Origin of the sequence: Microbacterium sp. A84 (assembly GCF_051842815.1) — a bacterium.
Classification (GTDB): domain Bacteria; phylum Actinomycetota; class Actinomycetes; order Actinomycetales; family Microbacteriaceae; genus Microbacterium.
In genome coordinates this window covers 446380-473057 of the sequence record NZ_JBPXMS010000002.1, presented here as the reverse complement: position 1 = coordinate 473057, position 26678 = coordinate 446380, and the positions used below count along the sequence as shown (strand labels likewise).

24 protein-coding genes are annotated in these 26678 nt (G+C 63.2%); 15 read left to right on the top strand and 9 right to left on the bottom strand.

From position 1 onward, the window contains the following. The first annotated feature begins 7 nt into the window (after positions 1 to 7). Positions 8 to 586 (top strand): cysteine hydrolase family protein, encoded by a 579-nt coding sequence (locus ACSU04_RS12560; protein ID WP_439289751.1) that lies wholly within the window; start codon positions 8 to 10, stop codon positions 584 to 586. A 194-nt stretch (positions 587 to 780) separates the two neighbouring features. Here ACSU04_RS12560 and fdxA read toward each other — a convergent pair whose 3' ends face one another. The 4 genes from fdxA to ACSU04_RS12540 form a co-directional block, all read right to left on the bottom strand. Continuing rightward, a complete protein-coding gene (gene fdxA, locus ACSU04_RS12555) occupies positions 781 to 1119 on the bottom strand; it encodes a ferredoxin (RefSeq protein WP_439289750.1) in 339 nt (112 codons plus the stop codon). Next, on the bottom strand, positions 1083 to 2426 hold the full coding sequence (locus ACSU04_RS12550; protein ID WP_439289765.1) for an FAD-dependent oxidoreductase: 1344 nt from the start codon (positions 2424 to 2426) through the stop codon (positions 1083 to 1085). Before ACSU04_RS12550 ends, fdxA begins: the two co-directional genes overlap by 37 nt. Positions 2427 to 2442: 16 nt before the next feature. Then, positions 2443 to 3648 (bottom strand): cytochrome P450, encoded by a 1206-nt coding sequence (locus ACSU04_RS12545; RefSeq protein ID WP_439289749.1) that lies wholly within the window; start codon positions 3646 to 3648, stop codon positions 2443 to 2445. An 82-nt stretch (positions 3649 to 3730) separates the two neighbouring features. Next, positions 3731 to 4936, bottom strand: coding sequence for an MFS transporter (locus ACSU04_RS12540; protein ID WP_439289748.1), 1206 nt, complete (start codon positions 4934 to 4936; stop codon positions 3731 to 3733). A gap of 303 nt (positions 4937 to 5239) precedes the next feature. Between ACSU04_RS12540 and ACSU04_RS12535 the strand changes: the two genes are divergently transcribed. The 9 genes from ACSU04_RS12535 (at position 5240) to ACSU04_RS12495 (ending at position 17195) form a co-directional block, all read left to right on the top strand. Beyond that, positions 5240 to 5989 (top strand): SDR family NAD(P)-dependent oxidoreductase, encoded by a 750-nt coding sequence (locus tag ACSU04_RS12535; protein WP_439289747.1) that lies wholly within the window; start codon positions 5240 to 5242, stop codon positions 5987 to 5989. Positions 5990 to 6282: 293 nt separating this feature from the next. Further along, on the top strand, positions 6283 to 7434 hold the full coding sequence (dctP, locus tag ACSU04_RS12530; protein WP_439289746.1) for a TRAP transporter substrate-binding protein DctP: 1152 nt from the start codon (positions 6283 to 6285) through the stop codon (positions 7432 to 7434). A gap of 653 nt (positions 7435 to 8087) precedes the next feature. After that, the gene (locus tag ACSU04_RS12525; RefSeq protein ID WP_439289745.1) at positions 8088 to 9701 is read left to right on the top strand and encodes an AMP-binding protein; all 1614 of its coding nucleotides are present in this window, start codon (positions 8088 to 8090) and stop codon (positions 9699 to 9701) included. A 330-nt stretch (positions 9702 to 10031) separates the two neighbouring features. Then, positions 10032 to 10868 carry a pyruvate, water dikinase regulatory protein gene (locus tag ACSU04_RS12520; RefSeq protein WP_439289744.1) on the top strand — a complete coding sequence of 279 codons (837 nt, stop codon included), beginning with the start codon at positions 10032 to 10034 and terminating at the stop codon, positions 10866 to 10868. 37 nt (positions 10869 to 10905) lie between these two features. Then, positions 10906 to 13302, top strand: coding sequence for a phosphoenolpyruvate synthase (gene ppsA, locus ACSU04_RS12515; RefSeq protein ID WP_439289743.1), 2397 nt, complete (start codon positions 10906 to 10908; stop codon positions 13300 to 13302). A 48-nt stretch (positions 13303 to 13350) separates the two neighbouring features. Further along, positions 13351 to 14373, top strand: a complete 1023-nt coding sequence (locus ACSU04_RS12510; RefSeq protein ID WP_439289742.1) for a TIGR03557 family F420-dependent LLM class oxidoreductase — start codon at positions 13351 to 13353, stop codon at positions 14371 to 14373. Position 14374: 1 nt separating this feature from the next. After that, a complete protein-coding gene (gene cofE, locus ACSU04_RS12505; protein ID WP_439289741.1) occupies positions 14375 to 15199 on the top strand; it encodes a coenzyme F420-0:L-glutamate ligase in 825 nt (274 codons plus the stop codon). Continuing rightward, on the top strand, positions 15177 to 16193 hold the full coding sequence (gene fgd / locus ACSU04_RS12500) for a glucose-6-phosphate dehydrogenase (coenzyme-F420) (protein WP_439289740.1): 1017 nt from the start codon (positions 15177 to 15179) through the stop codon (positions 16191 to 16193). The genes cofE and fgd overlap by 23 nt, the downstream gene beginning before the upstream one ends. A gap of 15 nt (positions 16194 to 16208) precedes the next feature. Then, positions 16209 to 17195, top strand: coding sequence for an LLM class F420-dependent oxidoreductase (locus ACSU04_RS12495; protein ID WP_439289739.1), 987 nt, complete (start codon positions 16209 to 16211; stop codon positions 17193 to 17195). A gap of 36 nt (positions 17196 to 17231) precedes the next feature. Here ACSU04_RS12495 and ACSU04_RS12490 read toward each other — a convergent pair whose 3' ends face one another. The 5 genes from ACSU04_RS12490 to ACSU04_RS12470 form a co-directional block, all read right to left on the bottom strand. Then, positions 17232 to 17627: a PPOX class F420-dependent oxidoreductase gene (locus ACSU04_RS12490; RefSeq protein ID WP_439285113.1), complete on the bottom strand. Its 396-nt coding sequence runs from the start codon at positions 17625 to 17627 to the stop codon at positions 17232 to 17234. Continuing rightward, positions 17624 to 18475, bottom strand: a complete 852-nt coding sequence (locus ACSU04_RS12485; protein WP_439289738.1) for an ABC transporter ATP-binding protein — start codon at positions 18473 to 18475, stop codon at positions 17624 to 17626. The genes ACSU04_RS12490 and ACSU04_RS12485 overlap by 4 nt, the downstream gene beginning before the upstream one ends. After that, positions 18472 to 19539: a putative F420-0 ABC transporter permease subunit gene (locus tag ACSU04_RS12480; RefSeq protein WP_439289737.1), complete on the bottom strand. Its 1068-nt coding sequence runs from the start codon at positions 19537 to 19539 to the stop codon at positions 18472 to 18474. The genes ACSU04_RS12485 and ACSU04_RS12480 overlap by 4 nt, the downstream gene beginning before the upstream one ends. After that, positions 19536 to 20543 (bottom strand): putative F420-0 ABC transporter substrate-binding protein, encoded by a 1008-nt coding sequence (locus ACSU04_RS12475; protein WP_439289736.1) that lies wholly within the window; start codon positions 20541 to 20543, stop codon positions 19536 to 19538. Before ACSU04_RS12475 ends, ACSU04_RS12480 begins: the two co-directional genes overlap by 4 nt. A 196-nt stretch (positions 20544 to 20739) precedes the next feature. Then, the gene (locus ACSU04_RS12470) at positions 20740 to 21600 is read right to left on the bottom strand and encodes an LLM class F420-dependent oxidoreductase (protein ID WP_439289735.1); all 861 of its coding nucleotides are present in this window, start codon (positions 21598 to 21600) and stop codon (positions 20740 to 20742) included. A gap of 131 nt (positions 21601 to 21731) precedes the next feature. Between ACSU04_RS12470 and ACSU04_RS12465 the strand changes: the two genes are divergently transcribed. The 5 genes from ACSU04_RS12465 to ACSU04_RS12445 all read left to right on the top strand — a co-directional run bounded on the left by ACSU04_RS12465 (position 21732) and on the right by ACSU04_RS12445 (position 26674). Next, complete coding sequence (locus ACSU04_RS12465; RefSeq protein ID WP_439289734.1) at positions 21732 to 22304, top strand: hypothetical protein; 573 nt, start codon at positions 21732 to 21734, stop codon at positions 22302 to 22304. Between the two features lie 68 nt (positions 22305 to 22372). Further along, positions 22373 to 23386 (top strand): LacI family DNA-binding transcriptional regulator, encoded by a 1014-nt coding sequence (locus tag ACSU04_RS12460; RefSeq protein WP_439289733.1) that lies wholly within the window; start codon positions 22373 to 22375, stop codon positions 23384 to 23386. 191 nt (positions 23387 to 23577) lie between these two features. Further along, a complete protein-coding gene (locus ACSU04_RS12455; protein WP_439289732.1) occupies positions 23578 to 24840 on the top strand; it encodes an ABC transporter substrate-binding protein in 1263 nt (420 codons plus the stop codon). Between the two features lie 71 nt (positions 24841 to 24911). Continuing rightward, positions 24912 to 25790 (top strand): carbohydrate ABC transporter permease, encoded by an 879-nt coding sequence (locus tag ACSU04_RS12450; protein ID WP_439289731.1) that lies wholly within the window; start codon positions 24912 to 24914, stop codon positions 25788 to 25790. After that, positions 25790 to 26674, top strand: coding sequence for a carbohydrate ABC transporter permease (locus tag ACSU04_RS12445; RefSeq protein ID WP_439289730.1), 885 nt, complete (start codon positions 25790 to 25792; stop codon positions 26672 to 26674). The genes ACSU04_RS12450 and ACSU04_RS12445 overlap by 1 nt, the downstream gene beginning before the upstream one ends. Positions 26675 to 26678: the final 4 nt, after the last annotated feature.

Genomic DNA, 26678 nt, shown 5'->3' with positions numbered 1-26678 from the left:
CCTGAAGATGGCTACCATGCTCGATCCGGCGCGAACGTTGTTGCTCGCGATGGACTTCCAGCCGTCAGTAGTCGACCGGCTGGAAGAGTCCAAAGACGTGATCGACCGAGTGGCAACTGCGGTGAATGTCGTTCGCGCCGCTGGCGGGAGCGTCGGATTCGTCACCGTTGGTCTGACAGGAGCTGAGCGAATGGCGGTGCCTGAGTCCAACTCGATGTTCTGGCGACTCAGGTCCCATGGGTCGATGACAGCGGGAACACCGGAGACGACCGTGGTCGGTCGTCTCGCGCCTCGCCCAGGTGATCTCATCGTACGCAAGCGGCGCGTCGGGTCGTTCAGCACGACCGACTTGCACCAGCAGTTGACCAGCCGCAGCATCGACACGTTGGTTCTGTGCGGAATCACCACGAGCGGGTGTGTTCTGTCCACGGTCCGTGAGGCGGCAGACCGCGATTACCGCGTGGTCGTGCTCGCGGATGGTTGTGTAGATTTCGACCCGGTAGCCCACAGGATTCTTCTAGAGGTGATCTTCCCCAAGCAGGCTGTCGTTGCGTCCGTCGTCGACCTCACGGGAATGTGGATCTGATGCCCCGAGACAGATGGATCCACGCGGAGGCCATGACCACTCTTGGCTGGTCTAAGCCTGGGCGAGAGCAGCGATGACGGGCAGGGCCAGAGTCGACAACGAGTCCGCTACCGCGTAATTCTCTGGAGGCCCGGTGAAGTCCCATCAGCCGGCTTGATCGGGGCGACACCTCGAATTCGGGCGGAGAGTTTTCTTCAGGTCGATGAAACCTGCGGGGCGACTTGGGGGATGTCGGTGCCGAGTGGGCCGGTCTTGCGTGCGCCGCCCGCTCGTCCGAGTGGTGTGTCGCGGCCGGGTAGTGTTTCGAGGAAGAAGGCTGCGTTTTCTTCGAGGCGGGGGTCGTTGTCATCGATGTCCTCGTCGAAGCGAATCGCTTCAACGGGACAGACAGGTTCGCAGGCACCGCAGTCGATGCACTCGATCGGGTTGATGTAGAGTCGGCGTTTGCCTTCGTAGATGCAGTCCACGGGACAGACCGTGACGCACGATCGGTCCATCACGTCGATGCAGTCGCTGCCGATTGCGAAGGCCATTTGATCACCTCTGATTCGTTGAGGACATTGCCGAAAGCTGCTCGGCGCAGGTCCGTCCATGTGTGCAACTTGATTCGGTCACGGTTTGCGCGGGATCCCAGTGCGATCTCGGCATCGTCGATGGCACACCAACGGCGATAGTCAACGGCGTGTTCGAGCAACGTGGTGGCCAGATCCGGTCGGCGCGTGCCGTCGACGGGGAGGTCGGAGAGGAGATGTGCAACAGTCTCAGCGGCATCCGCCTTGTTAGTACCGATGACACCTGAGGGTCCGCGCTTGGCCCAGCCGACGACGTACTCGCCAGGGTTGACGGCACCCGACTGCGTGTTAAGGACGCGCCCTTCGACATTCGGGATGATTCCGAGCTCTTCATCGAAAGGGACATCTGGGAGTGGCTGCCCGCGATATCCGATGGCCCGAACGAGGAGATCACACGTGAGGTTTTCGCGGCGGTGGGTCGCGCCTGCGTGGTGGTCGACTTCCACGCGGCTGACACGCCCGTTCGTGAGTCCGATTGCGGTGATGCTACGCGCGAACGCGAAGCGCAACAGGTGTGTTCCTTGCTCACCGGAAGCGCTCCACTCCCTGAACTGCTCGAGCACTCGTTGCTCGGTCCTCGATAGGTTCGCTGTGTCGATTCCGTCCAGATCGCCGGGATCGACTGACACGTGGAGGCCGTCGACGGTCGCCAGCTCACGCAGTTCTTTGAGGGAGAACTTCGTCTGATGAGGCGGCCGTCGACACACAATGGTCACCGTCCGTGGTGCACTCGTGTGCAGCCCTGACAGCACGTGCTCGGGCATGTCAGTGTTCAGAAGTCGCTCGGTCGGGGCCAACAGGATGCGTGCCACATCCAGACTCACATTTCCGCCTCCCGCCACGACGACATGTTCGGCGTCCACGGTACGACCAGGCACAGCGTCCGGGTGCGCCGAGTACCACGCCACGAGGTCGCGAGCCGATGTCGTGCCAAGTGCGTCGTCGTTGCTAATCCCGAGTAGGCGTTCACCTGCGGCCCCGGTCGCATAGACGACCGCGTCATAGGCCGAGAGCAACTCGCGTCGACCGGGCGCCACGCCGAACTCCACGTCTCCGAGGAAACGCACGCGCGGGTGCTGGAGAACGTCGCTAAACGAATCAGTCACGGACTTGATGCGGGGGTGGTCAGGGGCGACGCCGTACCGCACGAGACCGAACGGGGTCGGCAGGCGCTCCAACACGTCGACCACGACGCGGTCGTCCTCGACAAGCTCCTGCGCCGCGAACAGGCCGGATGGGCCTGCGCCCACCACTGCCACATGACGCATTCCCAATGTCAATTCCTCAGCGGGAGAATGTCGCGTGGATGTGAGCGGGGCCGGCAATCACTCCGGTAGGTTCGATCGCGACGTCGCCAATCTGAACATCGCTATACCGGTCGAGCAGCTCGTCGAGCGTGATCTCGAGTTCCGCCTTTGCGACCGCGAAGCCCAGACAGTAGCGAAAGCCATAACCGAAACCGATGTCGAACCGGTTCTCGCGATCCAAACGCATGACATCGGGATCGGTGAAGAATGCCGGGTCACGACCTGCGCCGCTCATGTTCATGGTGATGACATCGCCTTCGTGCAGCTCCACACCGTCCACAGTGAGATCCTCATGGGCGACGCGAACCTGGCGAGGCGTCGCAGGATGAAGTCGTTGGGATTCCAGGACAGCGGCCGGGATGAGCGACCGGTCCGAACGCAGTTCCTGCCACAAGTTGTTGTCGGCGACGCTGCGAATAAGTGATGCGATCTGGTAGCGAGTCGTGTCGTGTCCGGCCAATAGGATTCCAGCGACGTTCCAAACAATCTCCGCTTCGCTGATCGCTTCATCTCCTCCCCGGTCGCGTTCGGCGATGAGATCGGAGATGAGATCGGCTTGTGGCGTGGTACGCCGCAACTCCACAATGCGCTCGGAGTATTCGCGAACTGTCTCCAGCGCAGTCTCAAGACGTGGCACGCCTGGCCAGAAAGGTTCCTGCCCCAGCAGCCTCAGCTCGACCGTGGCATGTTCAAACTGCGGGACATCCTCGACCGGGATCCCGATGAATGTGGCGATCGATCGGATCGAAATATGGTGGCTCATCTCGGTGACGAGATCCAGCTGACCGTCGTCAGGAATCGCCTCAACAACCCCACGCACGATGCCCCGGATGTTTTCTCGCGCTTCCTTGATGCGATTAGGCCGGAAGCCCTTCATCAGCAGGGGCCGCAGCCTGTCGTGATTCTCGGGCCACGTCAGACTCAGGTTGCCATCGACCAAATAGTCAAGGATCGGCCCACCCTCAACACCCTTGTCAATGTAGAACTGCGGGGACCGCGGCTGCAACCGGTCGTCCCGGAAAATCTCACCAACGGTCTCGTACCCGAAGAACTCCTTACCCACCCGGCCACGCGCCACCGCAATCCGGTCCCCCGGGCCACGGCCCAAGAGCTGATTAGGATCCTCCAGGAACTCCACGGTGTGAGAGTCCAGCTCAGGAAGCGATTCATCAAGAACGGTCACGGGAGGCTCCTCTTCGAACGACGATGCAGCGTGCAATACCACAACTATAACAGACTCACGGTCTAAAAATCAGACTACAAGTCTAAATATCGTCGTGACGTTGTGCCTGGCGGTGCCAATTCAGGACAGCCACAGTGAGGAGGAGCGCCGCCATGAGGGCCCCGGTTCCGGCGAAACCAGTGTTGAGTACGAGGGCGCCGAACATGAGGCCCCCGAACGGCAGGATGCCTCCCCACGCCCAGAGAAAGAGGCTCACCACGCGACCGCGGTATTGTTCCGAGACGGCCTGCTGGATCTGAATGTTCAGGCCGATCATGATTCCCGCGCCGACGGCCGACACGACGAAGCAAGCAGTCGCGGTCAGGGAGATCACGGGGGAGGCCATGACTATAAACACGGCTGCGGCCATGAGAGCCAAGCTGCCGGATACGGCCTTGAGTGTGCGGGGTTGGAGCGGCTTGACGAACGCAGCTGCCAGTGCACCGAGAGCGGCCGAAGCCAGCAGCACGGCATACGTGAAGTCGCCAGCGTCGAGCACTTGAACTGTCACAGCTGGCAGAACCGAGAGGTAGGCCAGACCGAACAGCGACGTGGCGGCGACCAGTTGCAGCGCTTGACCAAGCGCGGGTCTCCTGGTTGTCTCGCGGAATCCATCGATGATGTCGGCGAGGTACTTGCCATTGGAGCTGGCCCTCGGGGCGTCCCGTGAAACCCGGAGCATCAGCAAGAAGCCGATGCTTTCGAATCCGGCCAGCATCCACAGACAGGTGGCCAGGTTGCCGCCGAGGGCAAGTGCCAGACCTGCTACCCCGGGTCCGACGAGCCGTGATCCGTTCATCAGCGCAGCGCCGGCCGCGAGGGCCCGAGGGAGTTCGGTCACCGACACCAAGCCCGGAATGACTGCTTGGAACGCTGGTGAGGAGATGGCAGTGGCGATGCCGAGCAGAAGTGCGAGCAGTTGAATCTGCCAAACCTCTGGCTGGTCGGACATGCCCGTGGTAGCCGTGGCGGCAGCGATGGCGACGACTGTCATGGCACCGCCGGGAGCCACCATCAGCCACCATCTCGACCATCGGTCGATCAACGCACCCAATGTGGGGGGTAGTAGAAACATCGGCAGCAGTTGCAGGAAATATAGAGTCGATGAAGCCCCGGCGTCGCCTCCACTCAGTTCGGCCACATGCCATTGGAAGAAGGTCACACTCACCCAAAAGCCCATCTGCCGGGAGAAGTTGGAGACCGCAGCGGCAAGGAATACGCGGGGCAGGGGCGCTCTACGCGTGCTCACCAGGCTCCCTCGGGTTACCTAATCGTCGGAGTGAACTGTGGACGGCGATGGCTTTGGTGCTCGGCCGGCGTCGGGCATCGCAGGATTTGGGACGCCTGCCGATCCAAGCGCATAACGAACGGGCGTGCATGAACCTCCTACGGGCCACTGTCTTCCGGACGGATTGCGGGCACCGGTGAGACCTCTCCGCCCGGTGTTGAGCGAGCTTATAGTATAAAGATTATATTGCTGAAACAGGCTGGTACCCGGTGGTTGAGAGCGTGGGCGAACGCAGGGACCTTGCTCTAAACCGAGGAGGAATTAATGAATGACGGCGATCAGCGTCTGCGTGGACGGCGCATCCTTGTCACGGGGGCAGCATCCGGTATGGGTCGTGCCATTGCCGAACGTTTCGCCGCAGAGGGAGCGGCCTTAGCTTTGTTGGACATCGACGCATCCGGCGTGGAGAAAGTTGCTGCGCAATCGTCGGCTTTGGCGATTCGAGCCGATCTTCGCAACCTGGGGGAGATTGACGAGGCAGTCTCGGCTGCGGCGCAGCACATGGGCGGCCTCGACGGCGTGGTGAACGCCGCCGGGGTCCTTATCGCCCGATCTTTAGCTGAGACGGATGAGTCCGTGTGGGATCCAACTTTGGAGATCAATCTGCGAGCACCGATCCAGCTGTGCCGTGCGGCGCAACCGCACTTGCAGCGTGCTGGCGCTGCCACGATTGTCAATCTTGCATCGGTCGGTGGCATGCGACCATACAGAAACCAGACTGCTTATGCCGCGTCGAAGGGTGGGCTGATTGCGGCAACCAAGGTCATGGCCGCGGAGTTGGGACCCAGCATCCGGGCTAATGTCCTGTCGCCAGGTGCGATCGACACACCGATGACACGAGAGCTGTTTCGCGGGAACGATGCACACCGCTCCGCGACAATCGAACGCTTGACGCTGCGGCGCATGGGGACACCGCAGGAAATCGCGGGTGCTGCTCTTTTCCTGTCCAGCGCGGATTCCGCCTTCGTGACCGGCGTCGTGCTCAGTGTTGACGGCGGAATCAGTTGGCATTGACCTATTCTCCGGGCTTTAGGCTGTCCCGTTTCTAGCCTGAGTAACTATTAATTAAATGATTGACACTTTGATGAATTTATGTCACGATTTCATTCAGAACCGGCTTGGGCCCTTCGGGCGGGGTGGTCACCCGCCGAGCGCAGGACGTTTGAATCAGCGTGGTTCAAGGAGTGCAAGATTTATCGTCGTACATAGGAAGGAAGCGATTCATGAAGCTGACAAAGAGGTCACGAATAGTCCGACCGATTGGGTTGACGGCCCTCGTGGGCCTGCTTCTGGCCGGGTGTGCCGGGGTGAGTGAGGGCACCTCGAGCGGCGAAAGCATCGAGGACATGGAGCCGGTCACCATTTCTTTCGGTTTCTTCGGAATCGAGAGCGATCCAACCGGTGCCGCCGTGATTGGCCACTGGCAGAAAGCAGTGACCGAACGCACCGACGGCGCGATCACCTTCGAGAACTACGTCGGCGGGTCGCTACTCGGCGCGATGGAGTCGTTGACGGGCGTCGGTAACGGTATCGCGGACATGAGTGTCATCAACCATTCGTATTTCCCCCAAGAGCTCCCGATCACGGCATGGCTCGCAGGCATGGGGAACGAGGTGTCGGGCTCCACGGTTCATGATCTTGTCGCCGGCTCGGCCACCTTGCATGAACTCTTTCAAACCAATGAAGCGCTGCTTGACGAATTTGCCAAGTACGATCTGAAAGTCTTGAGCGCTGCAACGACAACCGCGTACTCCCAGATCTGTACTTCGCCGGTTGAGACTGCGGAGCAAGCGGAAGGAAAGCGAGCAAGGGCCAGTGGCGACCTTTGGGTTAACGCGATGCAGGGAATCGGAATGGTCGCATCAGATATCGCCTACGCCGAGACCTATGAGGGTCTACAGCGTGGTGTGCTCGACTGCGACACTCTCACCCCGCCAGGATGGCTGGCTTCGGGCGTCACGGAAGTCGCAACCGAATACCTCCCGCTCAACTACGCGCAAGTGCAGAACTCTCTCGTGCTCAACCTCGAGTTGTGGGAGAGTCTTCCTGCCGACGTTCAAGCGATCATGCTGGAGGAATCGGCGAAGCTCTCCGTGCAGTATGCGCCAGACCAGTACCTGACCGGTATGGCAACTCTGGGAAACTTGATCGACGACGGATCCATCCGCGTAAATGATGTCACGAGCCTGAGCGGGGCTGTTGACGCCAAGCGCGCCGACTGGGTGGCAAACATGCCCGCTACGGCTCCAGACGTGCTGAGCGACCCACAGGCGCTCATTGATCTATATCACGACACTTTGGACGGATGGACAAAGGGCCTCGTGGATCTCGGGTTCGAAGAGATCGCGACAGATCCTGACTCGGTGCGCGAATCCTACTCCGAACTTGGCGACGTTGACTTGACCGAGTTCTTCGATCTTTACAACGAAGAGTTCGTCAGCGGCACGTTGCCCAAGTGAATGAATGTGCGCCTCGCACCCGCGGCGGAATGGTCCCGGGTGCGAGGCGCACTTGCGGTCTGAAATATACGAAGGTATCTGCACAGTTGGCGCATCAGTTGTGCGCGCACAGTATTGTTCGGCCGCCTCGGATACGCCAACCTGTCGCTGACATCGAATTCGCACACTCGGCATCCGATAAGTTCGTGTCTGTCGCACACGAAACAGCGTGGGCGAAGTGGCGCGGATGCATCCGAGACAGCCGCATCGTGCGACGTCGTCTGTATGCCGGAATCAGTCGGCGGATGTCTGCGGCCGCGGTGCGGCTGAGGAGTTGCTGGGCACGGCCAGCCTCGGCCAGCCTCGAGATGAGTCGATCATCGTGACGAAGTGCTACTTCTCTCATGGGCCACCGAACCGGCGTGGCGGAGCCAGACTATGGATCATGCACCCACTCGAAGAGTCGCTCGCGCCGCTTAAGGCTGCGAATCGACGTGCTCCAACTGTATTGGCTGGATCCAACCCGACCCCGGAGAGTCTTTGGCCGCTCTCTCCGACCTCGTGTGACAGGGCAAGGTGAGATCTACCGTGGCACGTTGGGCGCGGCCGCAGCACAGATCGTCGAGTGTCCCCAGTTCGCAGGCCATTGACGATTCCCGAAAAATGGAGCAGACATGACTGATCTACCCCGTAGCCACCCCGAAGTGCTTCGTCGCGGTGCAGAAATATATGCTGACCGGCTTGCCTTGTGCGAAGGGGCCGTACGACTCACCTTCGTCGAGTTGCTACGTGACGCCGAGCAGATCGCGCGCGCTCTCCATGCCCACGGGATCCGCCCCGGCGACAGGGTGGGTATCTGGGCACCGAACTCTCATTGGTGGGTTCGATTCAGCCAAGGTGTTTACATGTTGGGTGCCGTGGTGGTTCCGATCAACACACGCTACCGAGCCGCCGAAGCGCGTGAGTTGCTCCAGCGAACTGACGCGAAGGCTGTGCTGATCGAGGACGGATTCCTTGAGTTTAACTATCTGAGTGCACTCGCCGACGGCCTTCCAGAACATCAAGAGGAACATGACTTGCGCAGCTTGTCTCTCGTCATCGATGTTTCAACCAGGACCCAAGATCTGGGAGATGTGGACTTCACCGTTGCCGGATGGAACGACTTCGTCGCGCGGGCGGACGAGGTGCCGCGAGAGGCGATCGATGACATCGTTGCGACGCTGGGTCCCGATGTACTGAGCGACATTCTCTTTACCTCAGGGACCACCGGACGTTCCAAAGGGGTTCGTTTCGCCCGAGGTGTCATTGAGCTGTATTGGAACTTTGGTCGGATTTGGGGTCTTCGCGCAGGAGACCGGTACCTCGTGTCGCTGCCGATGTTCCATGCCGGAGGGAACAAGGCAGGAATTCTGCAATGCCTCCTGCACGGTGTCACGATCATTCCACTCGCCGTTTTCGACCCCGTCGAGATGATGCAGCTGATCGAGCGTGAGCGTGCCACTGTGCTTAACGGTCCACCGACGGTGTATTACGCGCTCCTGGATCATCCCGACCGCGAAAAGTTCGATCTCTCCTCACTGCGGGTTGCTGCGACCGGTGCAGCTGTGGTGCCGATGGCCATGGTTGAACGCGTTCACGACGAACTTCCGTTTGAGCACTTCATCACCGCGTACGGCATGACCGAATGTTACGGCTCAGCTACGTTGTGCCGTCAGGACGACTCCCATGAAACGATCGCTTCGACAAATGGGCGACCTCTCCCGGGCGTCAAGATCAAGATTGTCGATCTTGACGGGCACGAGGTTCGCCCGAATGAGTCAGGCGAGGTGCTCATTCAAGGACCGAACGTCACCCCGGGCTATTGGGACACGCCCGAGCAGACGGCAGACGCCATTCGAGATGGTTGGCTATACACGGGCGATGTCGGTGCTTTGGACGAGGCTGGAAACCTGAAGATCACAGACCGGCTGAAGGACATGTTCTTCGTAGGTGGATTTAACGTGTCTCCCGCAGAGATAGAGCAAACACTGTCACGGCACCCGCACGTTGCCGAGGTGTCGGTTATCGGTGTCCCCGACGAGCGACTTGGCGAAGTGGCCCGCGCCTATGTGATCCCAGCGCATGGCGTGACTCCTTCCGAGGCCGAGATCATCGCTTGGTGTCGCGAACGGATGGCCAATTTCAAGGTGCCACGGTCGGTCATGATCACCGAGGAACTTCCGCGGAATGCCCAAGGAAAAGTTCTTCGGCGCGTATTGCGGGACATTGCAGGAGATTTGACGGGCTGAACGGCGTGATCGTTGGGTAGTTCCTGCGCGGAGTACAGGCGGGCACAGTGTTGTCCGTACACCCACGCCTGGTTGTCCCTGGCGGAGGCGTGTCCCGCATGGCTCGCAGGAAACGGAGCCTTGTTGGAAGGCCCGCTCGGTAAGCTCGCCACCGAACGCACGGGCCCCTTGAGTAAGGACACCGTAATGCTTATCGACGAGACCATCGGGCTGCGATCCGACAGCTGGTCGCTGCCGCACCTCGCATCGAATTATTCAGGTAGTAAGAACTAGATTTTTTTTCAGGTAGATCGGGGATGAATTGCCCTCTTCCTTCCTTAGCCTTGATGCATGACCACCCCCACCGTCCCCGACGCAGCACCCCCGCGCGCCGCGTATTTCGTCTCGGACAGCACGGGTGTCACCGCGGAAACTCTCGGAAACGCGCTTCTTGCGAACTTCCCCGGGATCCGCTTCCTCAAGCACACAATCCCGTTTGTGGTCACCGACGCCGAGGCGCGCAGTGTTGTCGCCAGTATTGACGCGGCCGCCGACGCCGGGCGCGCGCCGCTCGTCTTCACAACGGTTAAGCACGCGGCGATCCGCGGCATCCTGGCCTCTTCCAAAGCCACACTCATCGACCTCCTCGCCGGGCACCTGACCGAGCTGGAGACAGCGCTCGGAACGACGGCATCCGAACAGCTCGGCCAATTCCACGGCCTCGGTGACACCGACCGCTACTTCGCGCGCATGCGCGCCGTCGAGTACGCCATCGAGCATGACGACGGCCAGAGCGGGAGAGCGCTCGACCAGGCGGATGCGATCATCATCGCCCCTTCGCGCTGCGGCAAGACTCCCACCACCATGTACCTCGCCCTCCAGCACGGCCTTCGCGTCGCGAACTACCCGCTCACCGACGACGACTATCCGTCAGAGGGACTCCCGCGCGCTGTCGCGAAGTACGGCGCCCGCTGCTTCGGGCTCACGACCACGCCCCTGCGGCTGAGCCAGGTGCGCCACGAGCGGCGCCCGAGCTCGCAGTACTCGAGCCTCGAGCAGTGCACCATCGAGCTGCGCCGCGCCGAAGACCTCTACCGACGAAACCGTGTTCCCTTCCTGAACTCCTCGACCAAAAGCGTTGAGGAGATGTCCGCGGTCATCATGCAGACCATGAAGCTGCGCGCGTGACAGCGCTTTACATAAACCCAGTGAAAGAAGCATCCCTATGAGCAACATCCTCTGGTTCGACGAGGTCGGCATGGCAGACCTTCCCCAGGTCGGTGGCAAGAACGCCTCCCTCGGCGAGATGGTCTCCCACCTCTCCGAACTCGGCGTGCGGGTTCCTGGCGGCTTCGCGACGACAGCGGATGCCTATCGCTCTTTCCTCTCGGCGAGCGGCCTTGACCTGCGCATCCGCGAAGCGGTCGAAGCGATCGACGTCGACGACGTCACCCAGCTCTCCCGCGTGGGGGCAGCGGTGCGTGAATGGATCGAGCAGCAGCCCCTGCCTGCCGACATCGAACGCGACATCCGCGCTGCCTACACGCGCCTGGTCGAGAACGACCCGACCCCGGATGCCGTCTCCTGGGCCGTGCGCTCTTCGGCCACCGCCGAGGACCTCCCCGATGCCTCCTTCGCCGGCCAACAGGAGACGTTCCTCAACATCGCCGGCATCGAACACATCCTGCAGGCAGTGAAGCAGGTGTTCTCCTCGCTCTACAACGACCGCGCAATCTCATACCGGGTGCACAACGGCTTCGACCACCACGACGTCGCGCTCTCCGTTGGCGTGCAGCGGATGGTGCGCTCTGACATCGGAGCATCCGGAGTCATGTTCACCGTCGACACCGAATCCGGTTTCGAGAACGCCGTCTTCATCACCAGCTCCTACGGGCTGGGGGAAGCTGTTGTGCAGGGTGCCGTGAACCCCGACGAGTTCTACGTCTACAAGCCCGCGCTCGCCGCTTTCCGTCCCGCGATTCTCAAGCGCTCTGTCGGCGAGAAGGCCATCGCGATGCGGTACACCGAGAGCGAGCAGGTCGGCGGCACGACAGTCTTCGAAGACGTCGCGGCCGACCAGCGCCGCCTGCTCAGCATCACGGATGCCGAGGTCGAAGAGCTCGCCCGGCATGCGGTCACCATCGAGCAACACTACGGACGCCCGATGGACATCGAGTGGGCGCGCGATGGTGTCGACGGGAGAATCTACATCCTCCAGGCCCGCCCCGAGACCGTCGTCTCCCGCGCTGACGCGAACGTCATGCGTCGCTTCGTACTCGCCGAGCGCAGCGAGGTGCTCTCGACGGGACGTGCGATCGGGCAGAAGATCGGCTCCGGTGCGGTGAGCGTGCTGCGCAGCATCGATCAGATGGCGGACTTCAAGGCGGGCGACGTGCTCGTGGCCGACATGACCGACCCTGACTGGGAGCCGATCATGAAGAAGGCATCCGCGATCGTCACGAACCGCGGTGGCCGCACCTGTCACGCGGCGATCATCGCGCGTGAGCTCGGCATCCCTGCCGTCGTCGGCACGGGAGATGCGACCAGCGTGCTCCCGGACGGCCTTGACGTCACCGTCTCATGCGCCGAAGGTGACGACGGTCTCGTCTACCAGGGGCTTCTCGAATTCACCGAGGAGGAGACCCACCTGGATCGGATGCCGGAGGTCCCGGTCAAGATCATGATGAACGTCGGAACCCCCGATCAGGCTTTCTCGTTCTCTCGCCTGCCCAATCGCGGTATCGGACTCGCGCGTCTCGAGTTCATCATCAACCGCCAGATCGGCATCCACCCGCGTGCTCTCCTCGAATACGACACACTCCCGGACGACCTGAAGGCCCAGATTACTGACCGCATCGCGGCGTACCCGACACCGCGCGAGTTCTTCGTGCAGCGAGTCGTCGAGGGTGTGGCGATGCTGGCCGCGGCGTTCGCTCCAGAACCGGTGATCGTGCGGATGAGCGACTTCAAATCGAACGAATATGCCAACCTGCTGGGCGGCGACCGTTACGAGCCTCACGAGGAGAACCCGATGATCGGGTACCGCGGGGCGTCGCGCTACATCTCTGCAGACTTCCGGGAGTGCTTCGACATGGAGTGTGAGGCGATCCGCCGGGTGCGCGATGATATGGGACTGAAGAACGTCAAGATTATGATCCCGTTCGTGCGCACGGTCGCCGAGGGGGCAGCCGTTATCGAGCTGCTCGCCGCCAATGGTCTCCGTCGCGGTGAGAACGGGCTCGAGGTCGTGATGATGTGCGAGGTGCCCTCCAACGCGCTGCTGGCGGACGAGTTCCTCGACCACTTCGACGGCTTCTCGATCGGGTCGAACGACATGACTCAGCTGACGCTCGGCCTTGACCGCGACTCCGCACTCGTCGCGCAGACATTCGATGAGCGCGACCCCGCGGTGAAGAAGATGCTCGCGATGGCGATCGAGGCGTGCCTGCGTCGCGGCAAGTACGTCGGAATCTGCGGGCAGGGACCGTCGGATCATCCGGACCTCGCCGACTGGTTACTCGATCAGGGCATCGAGTCGATGTCGCTCAACCCCGACACAGTGGTGGAGACCTGGATGCGGTTGGCGCAGCGTGCGGATGCGGCGGTGCCGGTGCTTGGCTGACCCGTCGCCGGGGGCCGCGGCCGCGTCGGCGCGCAATAAGCTTCCGGTATGACCCCCAGCTTGATGAATGCCACGCCCGGTGAGGTTCATCACGTTGTCGCTCTGGAGCAGTTCGCTCCGGATGCCGCGGTCGAACTGGCGGCCGCGGCCGACAAGAGCGGTTTTGCCGGCACGGTCGTCGCTGACCGGTTCCAGCCGTGGTTGCCCAGCCAGGGAAATGCCTCATTCGCGTGGACGGTGCTGGGAGCGATCGGGCAGCAGACCACCGGAATGGTGACGGCTTCGGCCGTGCCGGGCTATCGGATGCATCCGGCAGCGGTGGCGCAGGCCAGCGCGACGCTTGCGGCGCTATACCCGGACCGGCACCGGCTCATCCTCTCCGCGGGTGATGCGATCGACGAACACATCGTGGGTCAGTACTGGCCGGAAGCGTCCGAGCGCGCGGCGAGGCTGTTCGACGCGGCAGAGGTCATCCGCAAACTCTTTTCCGCCTCGGCCAAGGGTAGCGACACTCGGCATTCCGGACCGCACTTCCGGCTGGAATCCTCGCGCCTGTGGACGATGCCCACGTCGCCTCCCCTGATGCAGGTCTGGGCAGGCGGCCCGATGACGGCGCGGCGTGCGGGGCGTACCCTCGACGGCATCGTCGTCCAAGCGGGGCCCAAAGAACGCCTGACGGCATTGCTCAACGCATTTCGGGAGGGGCGCCGAGAGGCCGGCCGCTCCACGGGACCCGCGCAGACGGTGGTCCACGCCCAGCTATCGTGGGCGCCCACCAATGACGAGGCGATGACCCAGGCGCTGCGTGACTGGCCGATGGCCGGGTTGCGCTTTCCGCGCGGTGACATCCGTTCGCCGTTCGACGTCGATCAGCTCGCGCGTTCCGTCACAGCCGACGATATTCGTGCACGCATCCCCATCTCGTCCGACCCCGAGGTTCATCGCGCATACCTGCAGTCGTTCTTCGATCTCGGCTTCGATGCGATCCATGTGCATAACGTGGGTTCGGGCACGCAGGGCGAATGGCTCGAGATTGCCGGCCGTGAGATTCTTCCGAAATTGGTGAAATGACATGACTGATCGGATGCAGGTGTGGGCACTTACGGGAATCCCCGAAGTGGCCGCAGGCGACGACCTGCCGAGGCTGATTCTGGATGCCATTGGCACCGCCGGCGATGAACTGGTCGACGGCGACATCCTGATCGTCACGTCGAAGATCATCTCGAAGGCAGAGGGGCGGTCGGTGCGCGCGGAAGATCGCGAGGCCGCGATCACCGCCGAGACCGTCCGCGTCGTCGCTACGCGTTCTCGCGCCGATGGCGGCGTAACGCGCATCGTTCAGAACCGTCTCGGCATCGTCGGGGCCGCAGCCGGCGTGGATGCCTCCAACACCGAGCCGGGAACGATCCTGCTGCTGCCGTTGGACCCAGACGCCTCTGCCCGAACGATCGCGTCGGCGATCCGCGCGGAGACCGGCGCAAACGTCGGCATCATCGTGAGCGATACCCTGGGGCGCCCGTGGCGTGATGGGCAGACCGATGTGGCCATCGGCGCGGCGGGAGTGCACGTCTTCGATCAGCTGCATGGCGAGCTCGACAGTGCGGGTCGGCCGCTCATCGTCACGCTGCCCTGTGTCGCGGATGAGTTGGCTGCTGCCGGTGACCTGGTCAAGGGCAAGATCAGCGGATGCCCCGTTGCTGTCGTCCGAGGCATGGGACGACTGGTGGGCGATCTCGATCTTCCCGGTGCCTCGAGCATCGTGCGGTCTTCCGAGAAGGACATGTTCCGGCTGGGTGCCGATGAGGCACACCGGATCGGGTTTGAAGAAGGATATAAAGCTGCCGGTGTGGCCGCTGAAACGAAGGAGACAGTCAATGACGCTGGCACTGGGTTATAAGGCATCCGCTGAGCAGTTCGCTCCGCGTGAGTTGGTTGACATCGCGGTGTCTGCCGAACAGCATGGCTTCGAGTCGGTCGCGGTGAGTGATCACTTCCAGCCGTGGCGTTACACCGGCGGGCATGCGCCGTTTTCGATCGCGTGGGCCGCGGCTGTCGGTGCGCGCACCGAGCGGATTCGCATCGGAACCAGTGTGATGACGCCGACGTTCCGATACAACCCGGCGGTGATCGCGCAGGCGTTCGCGACGCTCGGATGCCTGAGCCCCGACCGCATCTTCCTCGGCGTCGGCACGGGTGAGGCGCTGAACGAGATCGCGACAGGTTTTCAGGGTCCGGGCGAGCAGGAATGGCCGGAGTTCCGTGAGCGCTTCGCGCGGCTGCGGGAGTCGATCCGCCTGATGCGTGCGTTGTGGACGGGGGAGCGGACGAGCTTCGACGGCGAGTACTACTCCACACACGATGCATCTATCTATGACGTCCCCGAAGGCGGTGTCCCGGTGTATATCGCCGCGGGCGGACCGACGGTCGCGAAGTACGCCGGCCGTGCCGGTGATGGGTTCATCTGCACCTCCGGCAAGGGTCGGGAGCTGTATGTCGACAGCCTCATCCCCGCGGTGAAGGAGGGTGCAGCAGCGGGCGGCCGGACATTCGAGCAGATCGATCGGATGATCGAGATCAAGCTGTCCTACGAGGAGACGGCCACGGCCGCGCTAGAAAACACCCGGTTCTGGGCGCCGCTGTCGTTGTCGAAGGAGCAGAAGCACGACATCACTGACCCGATCGAGATGGAGAAGGCTGCGGATGCCCTCCCGATCGAGCAGGTCGCGAAGCGCTGGATCGTGGGCACGGATCCCGGCGAGGTTGTCGCGCAGATCAAGGAGTACATCGACTGGGGCTTCAACCACCTCGTCTTCCACGCCCCCGGCCACGACCAGGAACGCTTCATGACCCTGTTTGAACGGGACCTCGCGCCGCGGTTGCGGGCGCTGTAGCCCTAAGCTGGCCGCATGCGCTTCGGAACCTTCATCCCTCAAGGCTGGCGATTCGATCTCGTTGGCATCGACCGCGCTGATCAGTGGACGACAATGCGCGATCTCGCGCAGGCAGCAGATGCCGGACCCTGGGAATCGTTGTGGGTGTACGACCACTTCCACACGACCCCCATCCCCAGCGAAGAGCCGACCCACGAGGCGTGGACGCTCATGTCGGCATTCGCCGCTTCGACCAGTCGCATCCGCCTCGGACAGATGTGCACCTGTATGACGTACCGCAATCCGGCGTACCTGGCGAAGGTTGCGGCGACGGTCGACATCGTCTCTGGCGGCCGCACCGAGATGGGCATTGGTGGTGGATGGTACGAGCACGAGTGGCGGGCCTACGGCTACGGATTCCCCTCGGTGGGTGACCGCCTCCGCCGTCTCGACGAAGGCGTCCAGATCATGCGCCAGGCGTGGACGACGGGCGAAGCCACTCTGGACGGGAAGTTCTACCAGGTCGACCGCGCGATCGTCCGGCCGCTTCCGCTCCAGGAGAATGGCATCCCGCTGTGGATCGCCGGCGGCGGCGAGAAGGTCACGCTGAAGATCGCCGCGAAGTACGCGGACTACACGAACTTTGCTGGCAGCCCGGAGGAGTTCACCCGCAAGAGCGAGATCCTGCGGCAGCACACGCTCGACGTCGGAACGAATTTCGACGCGATCGTGCGCTCGACGAACTTCAACACCGTGATCGGTGCGACCGAGGCTGAGGTTGCCGAACGGCTCGCCGTGATCGAGGCGCGCGTTGCTCCTCACCTCGGCGACCGTACGGATGCATATATGCAGAACTATCGCGGCGATCAGGGTCTCGCGGGCACTCCGGAGCAAATCGTGGAGCGGCTGCAGGCCATGTCCGACCGCGGGCTCGGCTACGCGATCCACTACTTCCCCGAGGCCGCCTACGACCGCTCCGGGATCGAGCTGTTCGAGCGCGAGGTCATCCCCGCGCTGAGCTGAGCCCGCACCGAGCGCGCTCTGACCCGAGTCGCAGCCTTAGCGACCGATGACGCGGTCGATCGACATCGTGAGGATCACGCGGTCGGCGCTGTCCGCCGGCGCAGGCGTGTCAGGCGTGCCGTACCGGCGACCAAGCTGCTGATAAAACGCACCGGTGGGGTCATCCGTGATCTCGATGAGGCGCCCGCGCACCTCGACGTATCGGGTCGGGTTATCGGAATCGAACACCGCAAGGCTCATTGACGGATTGCGCTGCAGGTTGCGGTACTTGGCCCGCTTGTTCGTGTGAGTGAAGCGGATGGTGTCACCATCGCGTTCGAACCACATCGGGCTCACGTTCGCGGCGTCGTCACGGCCGACCGTGCCCAGGGCGCCGTACAGTGGCCGCTCCAACAGGTCGATCAGATGGTCGGGGACGCTCGAAGTACTCATACCTCCGAGTGTATCGACGCCCAGGATGGCGAGGACAATCCGGTGGTGGGCTCGACAGGCTCGGCATCCAGCGGCGAGAATGCGATCAACGGTGAGCCATCCACCGGATGCGGGATGACGTCGGCGCGCACACCGTAGACGAGCTGGATCAGCTGGGGAGTGAGAGTGTCGGTCGGCGCCCCGGATGCCACGACTCGACCATGGTCGACGACGATGACCTGGTCGGCGTAGCGGGCAGCGAGCGGGAGGTCGTGCAGCGCCGCGAGGATCGCGATGCCGTCGTCGGCCAGCGTGCGCATCAGCCCGAGCGTGTGCAGCTGCGCATGGATGTCGAGGTGGTTAGTCGGCTCGTCCATGAGTAGCAGTGTCGGCTCCTGCGCGAGTGCGCGGGCCAGCAGCACTCGCTGGCGCTCGCCGCCGGAGAGCTCCTGAAACCGCCGCCCTGAGAAGGCATCCGCCCCCGCGCGACGCAGTGCCGCACGGGCGATTTCAGCATCCGCCTGATCCGGCCCTCCGAGCATCGAGAGGTGAGGAGTGCGCCCGAGAAGGACGACATCGAGCACGCTCAGATCGAGATCCGTGTCTGCCTGCTGCTCGACGAGCGCGGTATAGCGCGCCCGCGCGCGGCGCCGCATCGTACGAGCATCCGTCCCGCCGAGCTCGATCGCGCCCGTCGTCGGCGCTTCCGCGGCGGCGATCAGATGCAGCAGCGTCGACTTGCCCGCACCGTTGGGGCCGACGAGCGCGGTGAGGGAACCGGCCTCGACAGTGCAGTCGATACCGTCGATCAGCATCCGCCCGCCACGGTTGAATGAGATGCCGTGAGTACGAAGGGGCGCGCGCGTCATGAGATCCTCCGAGAGCGCAGCAGCAGCAGCCCGAACAACGGTGCCCCGATGAGCGCAGTGACGACGCCGACGGGCAACTCCCTCGGGTCGAACAGCGTGCGAGCCAGTGTGTCGGCCCAGATCAGGACGATTGCACCGGTCAGTGCCGACAGCGGCAGCAGTACGCGGTGCCGCGCGCCGACGATCAGTCGCACGGCGTGGGGGACGACCAGACCGATGAAGCCGATCGAACCGCTCACCGCGACCAGGCATCCCGTCAGCAGCGCCGTGGCGCCGAGGAGGATCCAGCGGGTCCGTTCGACCGAGACCCCGAGGGATGCTGCCGCGCGGTCGCCGAAGGCGAAGGCATCCAGTGCGCCCGCGCTGAGCATCAGCGGCCCGCCCACCAGTGCAATCGCCGCCAGCGCGAGGATGGCCATCGGCCAGGTAACACCGGCCAGCGACCCGAGCAGCCATCCGAGGATCTCCCGGTAGGTGTCGCCGGTCGCGCTCCAGAAGATCACCAGGCTCGTCAGCGCGCCGAGCGCGGCAGAGACGGCGACGCCGGCCAGGATCGTCCGCGACGCGGTCATGCGCCCGATCGCACCGGCCATCACGAGCGTCAGTGCCAGCGCTCCCAGCGCACCGCCGAACGCGGCGAGAGGAAGCGCGATCGAGAACCCCAGCACGATCACCAGGACAGCACCGAAGGATGCGCCGGAGGAGAGGCCGAGCAGGTAGGGGTCGGCAAGCGGATTGCGCAGCACCGCCTGCATGATCGCCCCGCAGATCGCGAGTCCGGCGCCGACGGCGGCGGCTGCGAGCACGCGCGGCATCCGCAATTGCCAGATGATTCCGTCGCGCAACGGCGTCAGAGATGACTCCCCGATCCCCAGATGGGACAGGATGCTGCCCCACACCTCGCCGGCGGATATCTGCGCCGGGCCCAGGGTGACGCTGACCACAACGGAAAGCCCGAGCGCGATGATCAGGGCGACCGTCCACGCGCTGGTACGCGCGCCGGACCGATCACGCCGATCGTTATCGGGCGCAATAGCCGGTTGATTCGAGGTGAGGGCGGTCACGGCAGGTCGATCGCCTCCAACTGGGTGAGCAGAGACTCGACGGCCTCGACATTGCGGACCCCGGCTTCGGCGGTGGGGAACGGCACGACCAAGTACCGGCCGTTCAGAACCGCCGGAAGCTGCGCCGTCGCCGGGTTCGCCTCGAGCAGGCTGATCTTCTTCTCCGTCGAGCCCCATGCAGAATCGACCAGCACGATGACGTCCGGGTTGGCGTCCACGACGACCTCCCAGCTCAGGCTCGACCAGGTCTCGTCCACGTCTGCGGCGATGTTGGTGAGGCCGGCGGCATCCATCATCATCTGTGGTGCGCCGATGCCGGCGCCGACGAACGGGGTGTCGCTGCCCGAGCTGAACCAGAGCGCGGTCAGGCCGCGGTCATCAGGGGTGACCGCATCGAGTCGGGTCTGCAGTTCGGCGACGAGGTCGGCCGCGGCATCCGATGCGTCGAAGATCGCACCGACCTGCTCGATCTCGGCGAAGACGTCATCGAAAGTCAGCGGAACCGGCTGGTAGCCAGGCTCCTGGCAGGCCGAAGGTGAGACGAACGTGTTCACGCCGAGCGAGGCGAGCACCTCGCGGTCGCCGGCGCCGTCGGCCGTGACGTTCGACTCCCAGCCCGCGTAGACGAGGTCAGGTTCGAGTTCGAGCGTCGCCTCCTGGCCGGGCACCTTGTCGGAGATCACCGGGATCTCGGCGCCGCGAGCGGCCCACGCTTCTGCGAGTGGTCCGTCCGAGAAGGCAGTACCGATCATCCGGTCTTCCAGGCCCAACGCGAGCATCATCTCGATCGAGGTCGACTTGATCGCGAGGGTGCGCTCTGGCGCTTCGTCGAATGTGACGGAGGTGCCACAGTTGTCGATCGTCAGCGGGTAAGCAGAGCCCGCGACGGAAGTCGGGACATCTTCTGCCGCCGTGCTCGGCGTGCTGGCGGAGCATCCGCTGGCGACGAGCGCAGTGAGCAGAATGGCGGATGCCGCGAGTGGGCGGCCGGTGACAACGGGCATGGATCTCCTGAGCGCAAGTCGAAAGTGAAGACGTGCGGCCAAGATTCCGGCCGAGAAACCCCGCCAATGCGGGCGAGGTGTGTCGCGAGTCTAGCGGAACGGACGGGCGCCGTGCACAACTTCGGATCACGGGCGCGACACGCCGGTCTGCGGCATCCGTTCTCGGGGTGTCACCCTTTCGAATCCGAAGTTGTGCCTACGCGGAGAGGCCGAGTTCGGCGGCGAGGGGACGCAGAGTCTCCATCGGGTCCTCGCTGGCGGGCAGCACCTGGACGCAGACGTGGTTGGCGCCGGCATCGAGGTGGCCACGAACCGTTGTCGCGAGCTGGGCTGCCGTCCCGTGCGGCGTGAGTGCGTCCACGGCCTCGTCGGTTGCGCCGCCGTCGAGATCCGCGGCGGCGAAGCCGTGGCTCTCCAGCGTGCGTCGGTAGTTGGACAGGCTGAGGTAACGCGAGAGGAATCGTCGACCCGCTGCGCGGGCTTCATCCTGGTCTGTGTTCAGGATGAGCCGCTGTTCCGGCGCGATGAGGGAGTCGTCCCCGACGATCTCGCGGGCGAACCGGGTGTGCGCCGGGGTCGTCATATACGGGTGGGTGCCCGCTGCGCGTTCCGTCGCGAGTTTCAGAGTCTTCGGCCCGAGAGCCGAGATCACCCGACGCTCGGCGGACACTCCCGCATCGTCGAGGGCATCGAGATAGGCGACGAGCGCGGCGTAGGGCTTCTGGTAGGTGTCGCCCTGGGCCTCGCGGTGCCCGATGCCGATGCCGAGGAGGAACCGGCCGGGGTGGGTCCGCTCGAGGCGGTGGAAGGATGCGGCGACCGAGGCGGCCGGGGCGGTCCAGATATTCACGATCCCGGTGGCGATCGTCAGGTGCTCAGTGGCATCCAACAGCTCTTCGGCGATGTTGAGATCGGCCGCAGGCGAGCCGCCGATCCACAGCGCTCCATATCCGAGCTTCTCGATGGATGATGCGATCTCGGGGGTGAGGAGGCTGCCGCCGCGCCACACGCCGACCTGGCCGACTGACTGGATTGCCGATGATGGAGAGATGGGCATGTGGTTCCCCTTCGATGGTGGAATCGGCCGCTCCGGTTCCGGTGAGGGGGATCGTGGGCAGCACTGCGCAGGAGCCTACACGTCGCGATCGATCCGACGGCGATGAGCCGGTGCATGCCAAAGTAGAACCCATGAGGAAAACGGCGCGAAGAGTCACCGCCATCGTCAACGTTCCTGCTCGGAAGAAGGCGAAAGTTGCCCTGTGTACCGCGGTGATCGCGGCGGGCTTCGTCTTGACCGGATGCACCGCTCCGACGGCGGAGGAGACGGCGCCGCACGTCGAGCAGACGCCTTCCGAGGTGACTGAGCAGACCGCCGGGCCCGAACCCACGCCAGAGCCCACGCCCGAACCCGCGCTGGGAGCGACCGAGAGCTTTCGGGCATGGCTGGAGGCTTCACGCATCCCCGAGGTCGATGAGGCCTGTGCCACGTTGGCTCCCGAGCTCGTGACTCGCATGCTCGCGGAAATGGCGGAGTCGGGCATCGAAGCTTCCTCGTGCGAGGAGATGATCACGGTCACCGCAGATCTCTACCGCGCATTCGATCAGAACGCAGACATCACCATCGCATCCGTGTCGGAGACCGAGACGGATGCAGTGCTGCACGTCACCTATCTCGCTTCCGGCGATTGCGGAACGGTTGTCATGACGCGTCCGGCATCCGAATGGATCATCACCGAGCAGACGCAGGAAACATGTGAGTAGTCGCACGCGCTCCGTGCGCTGAGCACGATCGATACAACGTTGTAGAGTGGCCGAAAAGGGGGTAGCGCATGGCGGCGACGCTGCATGACGTGGCGAGGCTCTCCGGAGTGTCGATCAAGACGGTCTCGAACGTCATCCATGACTATCCGCACATCCGACCAGAGACGCGGGCGAAGGTCGAGAAGGCCATCGCTGAGCTCGGCTATACGCCGAACCTCACCGCCCGGAACCTCCGCTCTGGGCGCACCGGTGCCCTCGCCCTCGCCCTGCCGGATCTGAGCCTGGCGTACTTCGCCGAGCTTGCCGCTCAGGTCATCCATGAAGCCGAAGCCGCCGGAGTCGTCGTCCTCGTCGAGCAGACCGGCGCCGACCGCACCCGCGAGCTCGAACTGCTGCGCAGCCCGCGGCTCAAGCTCACCGATGGCCTGATCTTCAGCCCGCTCGGCATGGGCCAGGAAGACGCCGCGGCGCTCGACGTGCCTTTTCCGCTCGTCCTTCTGGGTGAACGCATCTTCGACGGTCCCACCGATCACGTCACCATGCGCAATGTGGATGCCGCACGGGCGGCGACCGAGTACCTGATCGCGTCCGGAAATCGCCGCATTGCCGTCGTCGGCGCACATGAGGGCGAAGTGATCGGATCGGCGGGTCTGCGTCTGCGCGGCTATCGAGAGGCATTGGAGGCCGCAGGCATCCCCTTCGACGAGAGCATCGTCGGCTACACGACCCTGTGGCATCGCGCGAACGGCGCCGAATCGATGCGTGAGCTGCTCGCGCGCGGAGTGAAGTTCGATGCCGTCTTCGGGTTGAACGACACCCTCGCCCTCGGTGCGATGCGCGTATTGCAGGAAGCCGGGCTGCGGGTGCCTGACGATGTGCGCGTGCTCGGATTCGATGGGCTGGACGAGGCCGAGTACTCCATCCCGTCGCTGACGACGGTCGATCCCGGCCGAGACTGGATCGCCCGCACTGCGGTGGAGACGTTGCTTGAGCGGATCTCTGGTGTGGAGAAGGGGGAGCCACGCACGCGCTTCGCCGATTTCCGTATCCTCCGCCGCGAGTCCGCGCCCGGCTCCGCTTGAACTTTCACTGCCGGGCATAACCTCTCGAAATCTCGATTGACACCGGCGCCGGAGTACGTCACAATATCCTCTACAACGTTTACTACAACGTTGTAGAGGCTTGACATGACGATGTGTTTCTCCGATTCCAAGCGTCTTGAGCCCTCTTCCTGAGACAAAGGTGTCCCATGCACCGCGAGAGGAAACAGCACATGAAGAACAAGATCTTCGCTGCCGTCGGCGTTACTGCTGTCGCCGCAGCTACGTTGACCGGCTGCACGGCCGGGAGCGAAGCGGTGGACGGCGCGACAACCATCACGTTTTGGAACAGTTTCACCGCCGACGATCGTCCTGCTGTCGAGGAGCTCGTAGAGCGGTACAACGATTCGCAGGACGGGGTTGTTGTTGAGCTGAACATCATGCCTGGGGATGTCCTCGGACAGAAGCTGTTGCCAGCTTTCCAATCCGGCACTGGGCCGACGATCGTGGCTATCGATCCCTCCCAGGTACCAGGCTTCGCCGAAAAGAAAGTGATCCAGCCGCTCGATGGCCTGTATGAAGAGGGCGAGCTCGATGTCGCCACTCTGCCGGAGTCGCAGATCGCCGCGACGACATGGGACGGCAAGCGATACGGCGCACCAATGAGCGCCGCGACCGCCATGCTGTATTACAACAAGGCGCTCCTCACCGATGCTGGGATCTCCGAGCCAGCGACCACGCTCGAAGGGCTCGCCGAGCAAGCCGTCGCACTCACGGAATACGTCGAAGGCAAGGACACGACTAACCAATACGGCTTTGTCATCGCCGATCACGCGGCAGTCCCGGTGTGGGCATCGCTCCTATGGTCTTGGGGTGGCGGCGTCGTCTCTGCGGATGGAACCGAGTCTCTGCTCGGGTCATCGGAATCGATTGCGGCCGCAGATTACTGGGTAGATCTGATCCGCGAGCAGCACATTTCACCCGTCGGCTTGAGTGGTGTGGACGCCGGGGCGATCTTCCAGGCCGGTCGTGCGGCCTACGTGATCGAGGGGCCTTGGGCATCTGCCGGCTACAGTGAAGCGGGAATTAACTTCGGAGTGACGACGGTGCCAGCTGGTCCCGCTGCTCAGTCGTCCGTCGCCGTCGGCGCCACAATGACCCTGAACAGCGCCTCGAGCGACGCTGAGCGGGATGCCGCGTACGACTTCATGACGTTCTGGAACTCTGTCGAGTCTCAGACGTACTGGTCGATCGAGACATCGTACCCGCCGAACCGCACGGACATCGATGCGGCTGACATCAGCGAGAACCCGACGGCTGCGGCGTTCGCCCAATCTCAGGACTCCGCCTTCTTCCCCGGAGGGCCCGTCGTTGACTTCGCCAAGATCTTCGATGACATCTTTATCCCCTCGTTGCAGAAGATGACCAATGGCGAAGGGGCGCCGGCAGATGTCCTCCCGACGGCTTCTGATCAGATCGACGCTCTCCTTCCGTGACCCGAGAACAACGGGAAACCATGACATTCGGCTCCACAACAGCCGTGCGATCCCCGCGCAGGCGAAACGTGGTGCGGCGGCTGGACCGCCGCCGCACCATTACGGCCTTGCTCTTCTTGGCACCCGCGCTGATCGTGCTCGGCGTGTTCGTCATCTGGCCGGTCTTGCGCTCAACCTGGGTGTCGTTGACAGACGACACGGGGTTCGGGAATGCCGAGTTCATCGGGCTCGACAACTTCGTCGCCGTCTTCTCCGATCCTCGGTTCGGAAACGCGCTGCTGAACACAGTCATCTACACGCTGGGGACCGCACCCGCCTCGATCGCGCTCGCTCTGCTCCTTGCTATAACGCTCAACAGGCGCCTGCCTGGACGGGGTTTCTTCCGCGCAGCGCTCTTCCTGCCGTTCATTGCTTCGCTGGGGATCATCTCGATCGCCTGGTCGTACATGTTGGATCCTCAGATCGGCTTCATTGCCGCCTGGCTTGCGGAGTGGGGCATGCCCATCGGAAACGGCATCAGGGACCCTGCACTGGCCATGCCCGCTGTGATCTTGGTTGGAATCTGGCGGAACGTCGGCTTCTTCATGGTGATGTACCTCGCCGGGCTGCAATCCATTCCCGGCGATGTGAAGGAAGCGGCGACGATCGATGGAGCGGGGCCAGTCCGCACGTTCATCAGTATCACGTGGCCACTGCTGTCGAACACCACGATGTTCGTCTCGATTATCGCCGTGATCTTCTCGCTGCAGGCCTTCGATCAGATCTACGTGATGACGGCCGGTGGTCCGTTCTTCCGGACGGAGACGCTCGTGATGCTCATCTTCAAGACCGGGATCGAGCAGTTCGAGATCGGATACGCCTCGGCTATGTCCTGGGTTCTCGTCGCCCTCGTGCTCGTCGTCAGCCTCCTCCAGTTGCGTTTCTTCCAGAAGAGGGCGGTGCAGTACTGATGACCGAGACCTCGACAATCATCGCTCGGACGGTTTCGAGTCGATTCGTCCATTCACACCGCTCCCGACGTGGCGCCCTCACCACCGGCGCTACCGTTGCCGTCCTCGCGGTCGTCTCCATGCTGTTCCTGCTCCCCTTCATCTGGATGGCAGCCACCTCGTTCCGGACTCAGGGAGACTTGTCATCCGCGCCCCTCAGTCTGCTTCCGCAGGTGTTCACCTTTGAAAACTACGTGCACGTGTGGGAGCGGATCCCCTTTGGCCGGCAACTGATGAACACCGTGCTGTTCGCCGGCACGGTCACCGCTGTCTCGGTCGTCCTCGATTCGATGGCTGGGTATGCCTTCGCGCGGTTCGACTTCCCGGGGAAGAACATCCTGTTCGTCATCGTGCTCGTCACCTTGATGGTGCCGATACAGGTGACCTTCATTCCCCTGTACTCGTTGCTCGTCGACCTCGGCTGGGTGAACACGTTCCACGGCTTGATCATCCCGCGAGTGGCAGACGCCTTCGGCATCTTCTTCTTCCGACAGTTCTTTCTCGGGCTGCCGAAGGACCTCGAAGACGCGGCACGCATCGACGGCGCAGGTGAGGCCCGCATCTTCGCGCAGATCATGCTGCCGCTGGCGTCGCCTGCTGTGCTCACCATCGCAATGTTCAACCTCATCGCCAACTGGAACGATCTGCTCTGGCCGCTCATGGTGACCACGACCCCCGACATGCAGACGTTGCCGGCGGGGCTGGCGCTCTTCCGTGGGGAACACGTCACGGATTACGGATTGCTGATGGCAGGAAGCGTACTAGCGCTTCTGCCGATGGTCGTCGCGTTCCTCTTCGTGCAGCGACGGTTCATCGAAGGCATCGCAACGAGTGGCATGAAATGAAAGG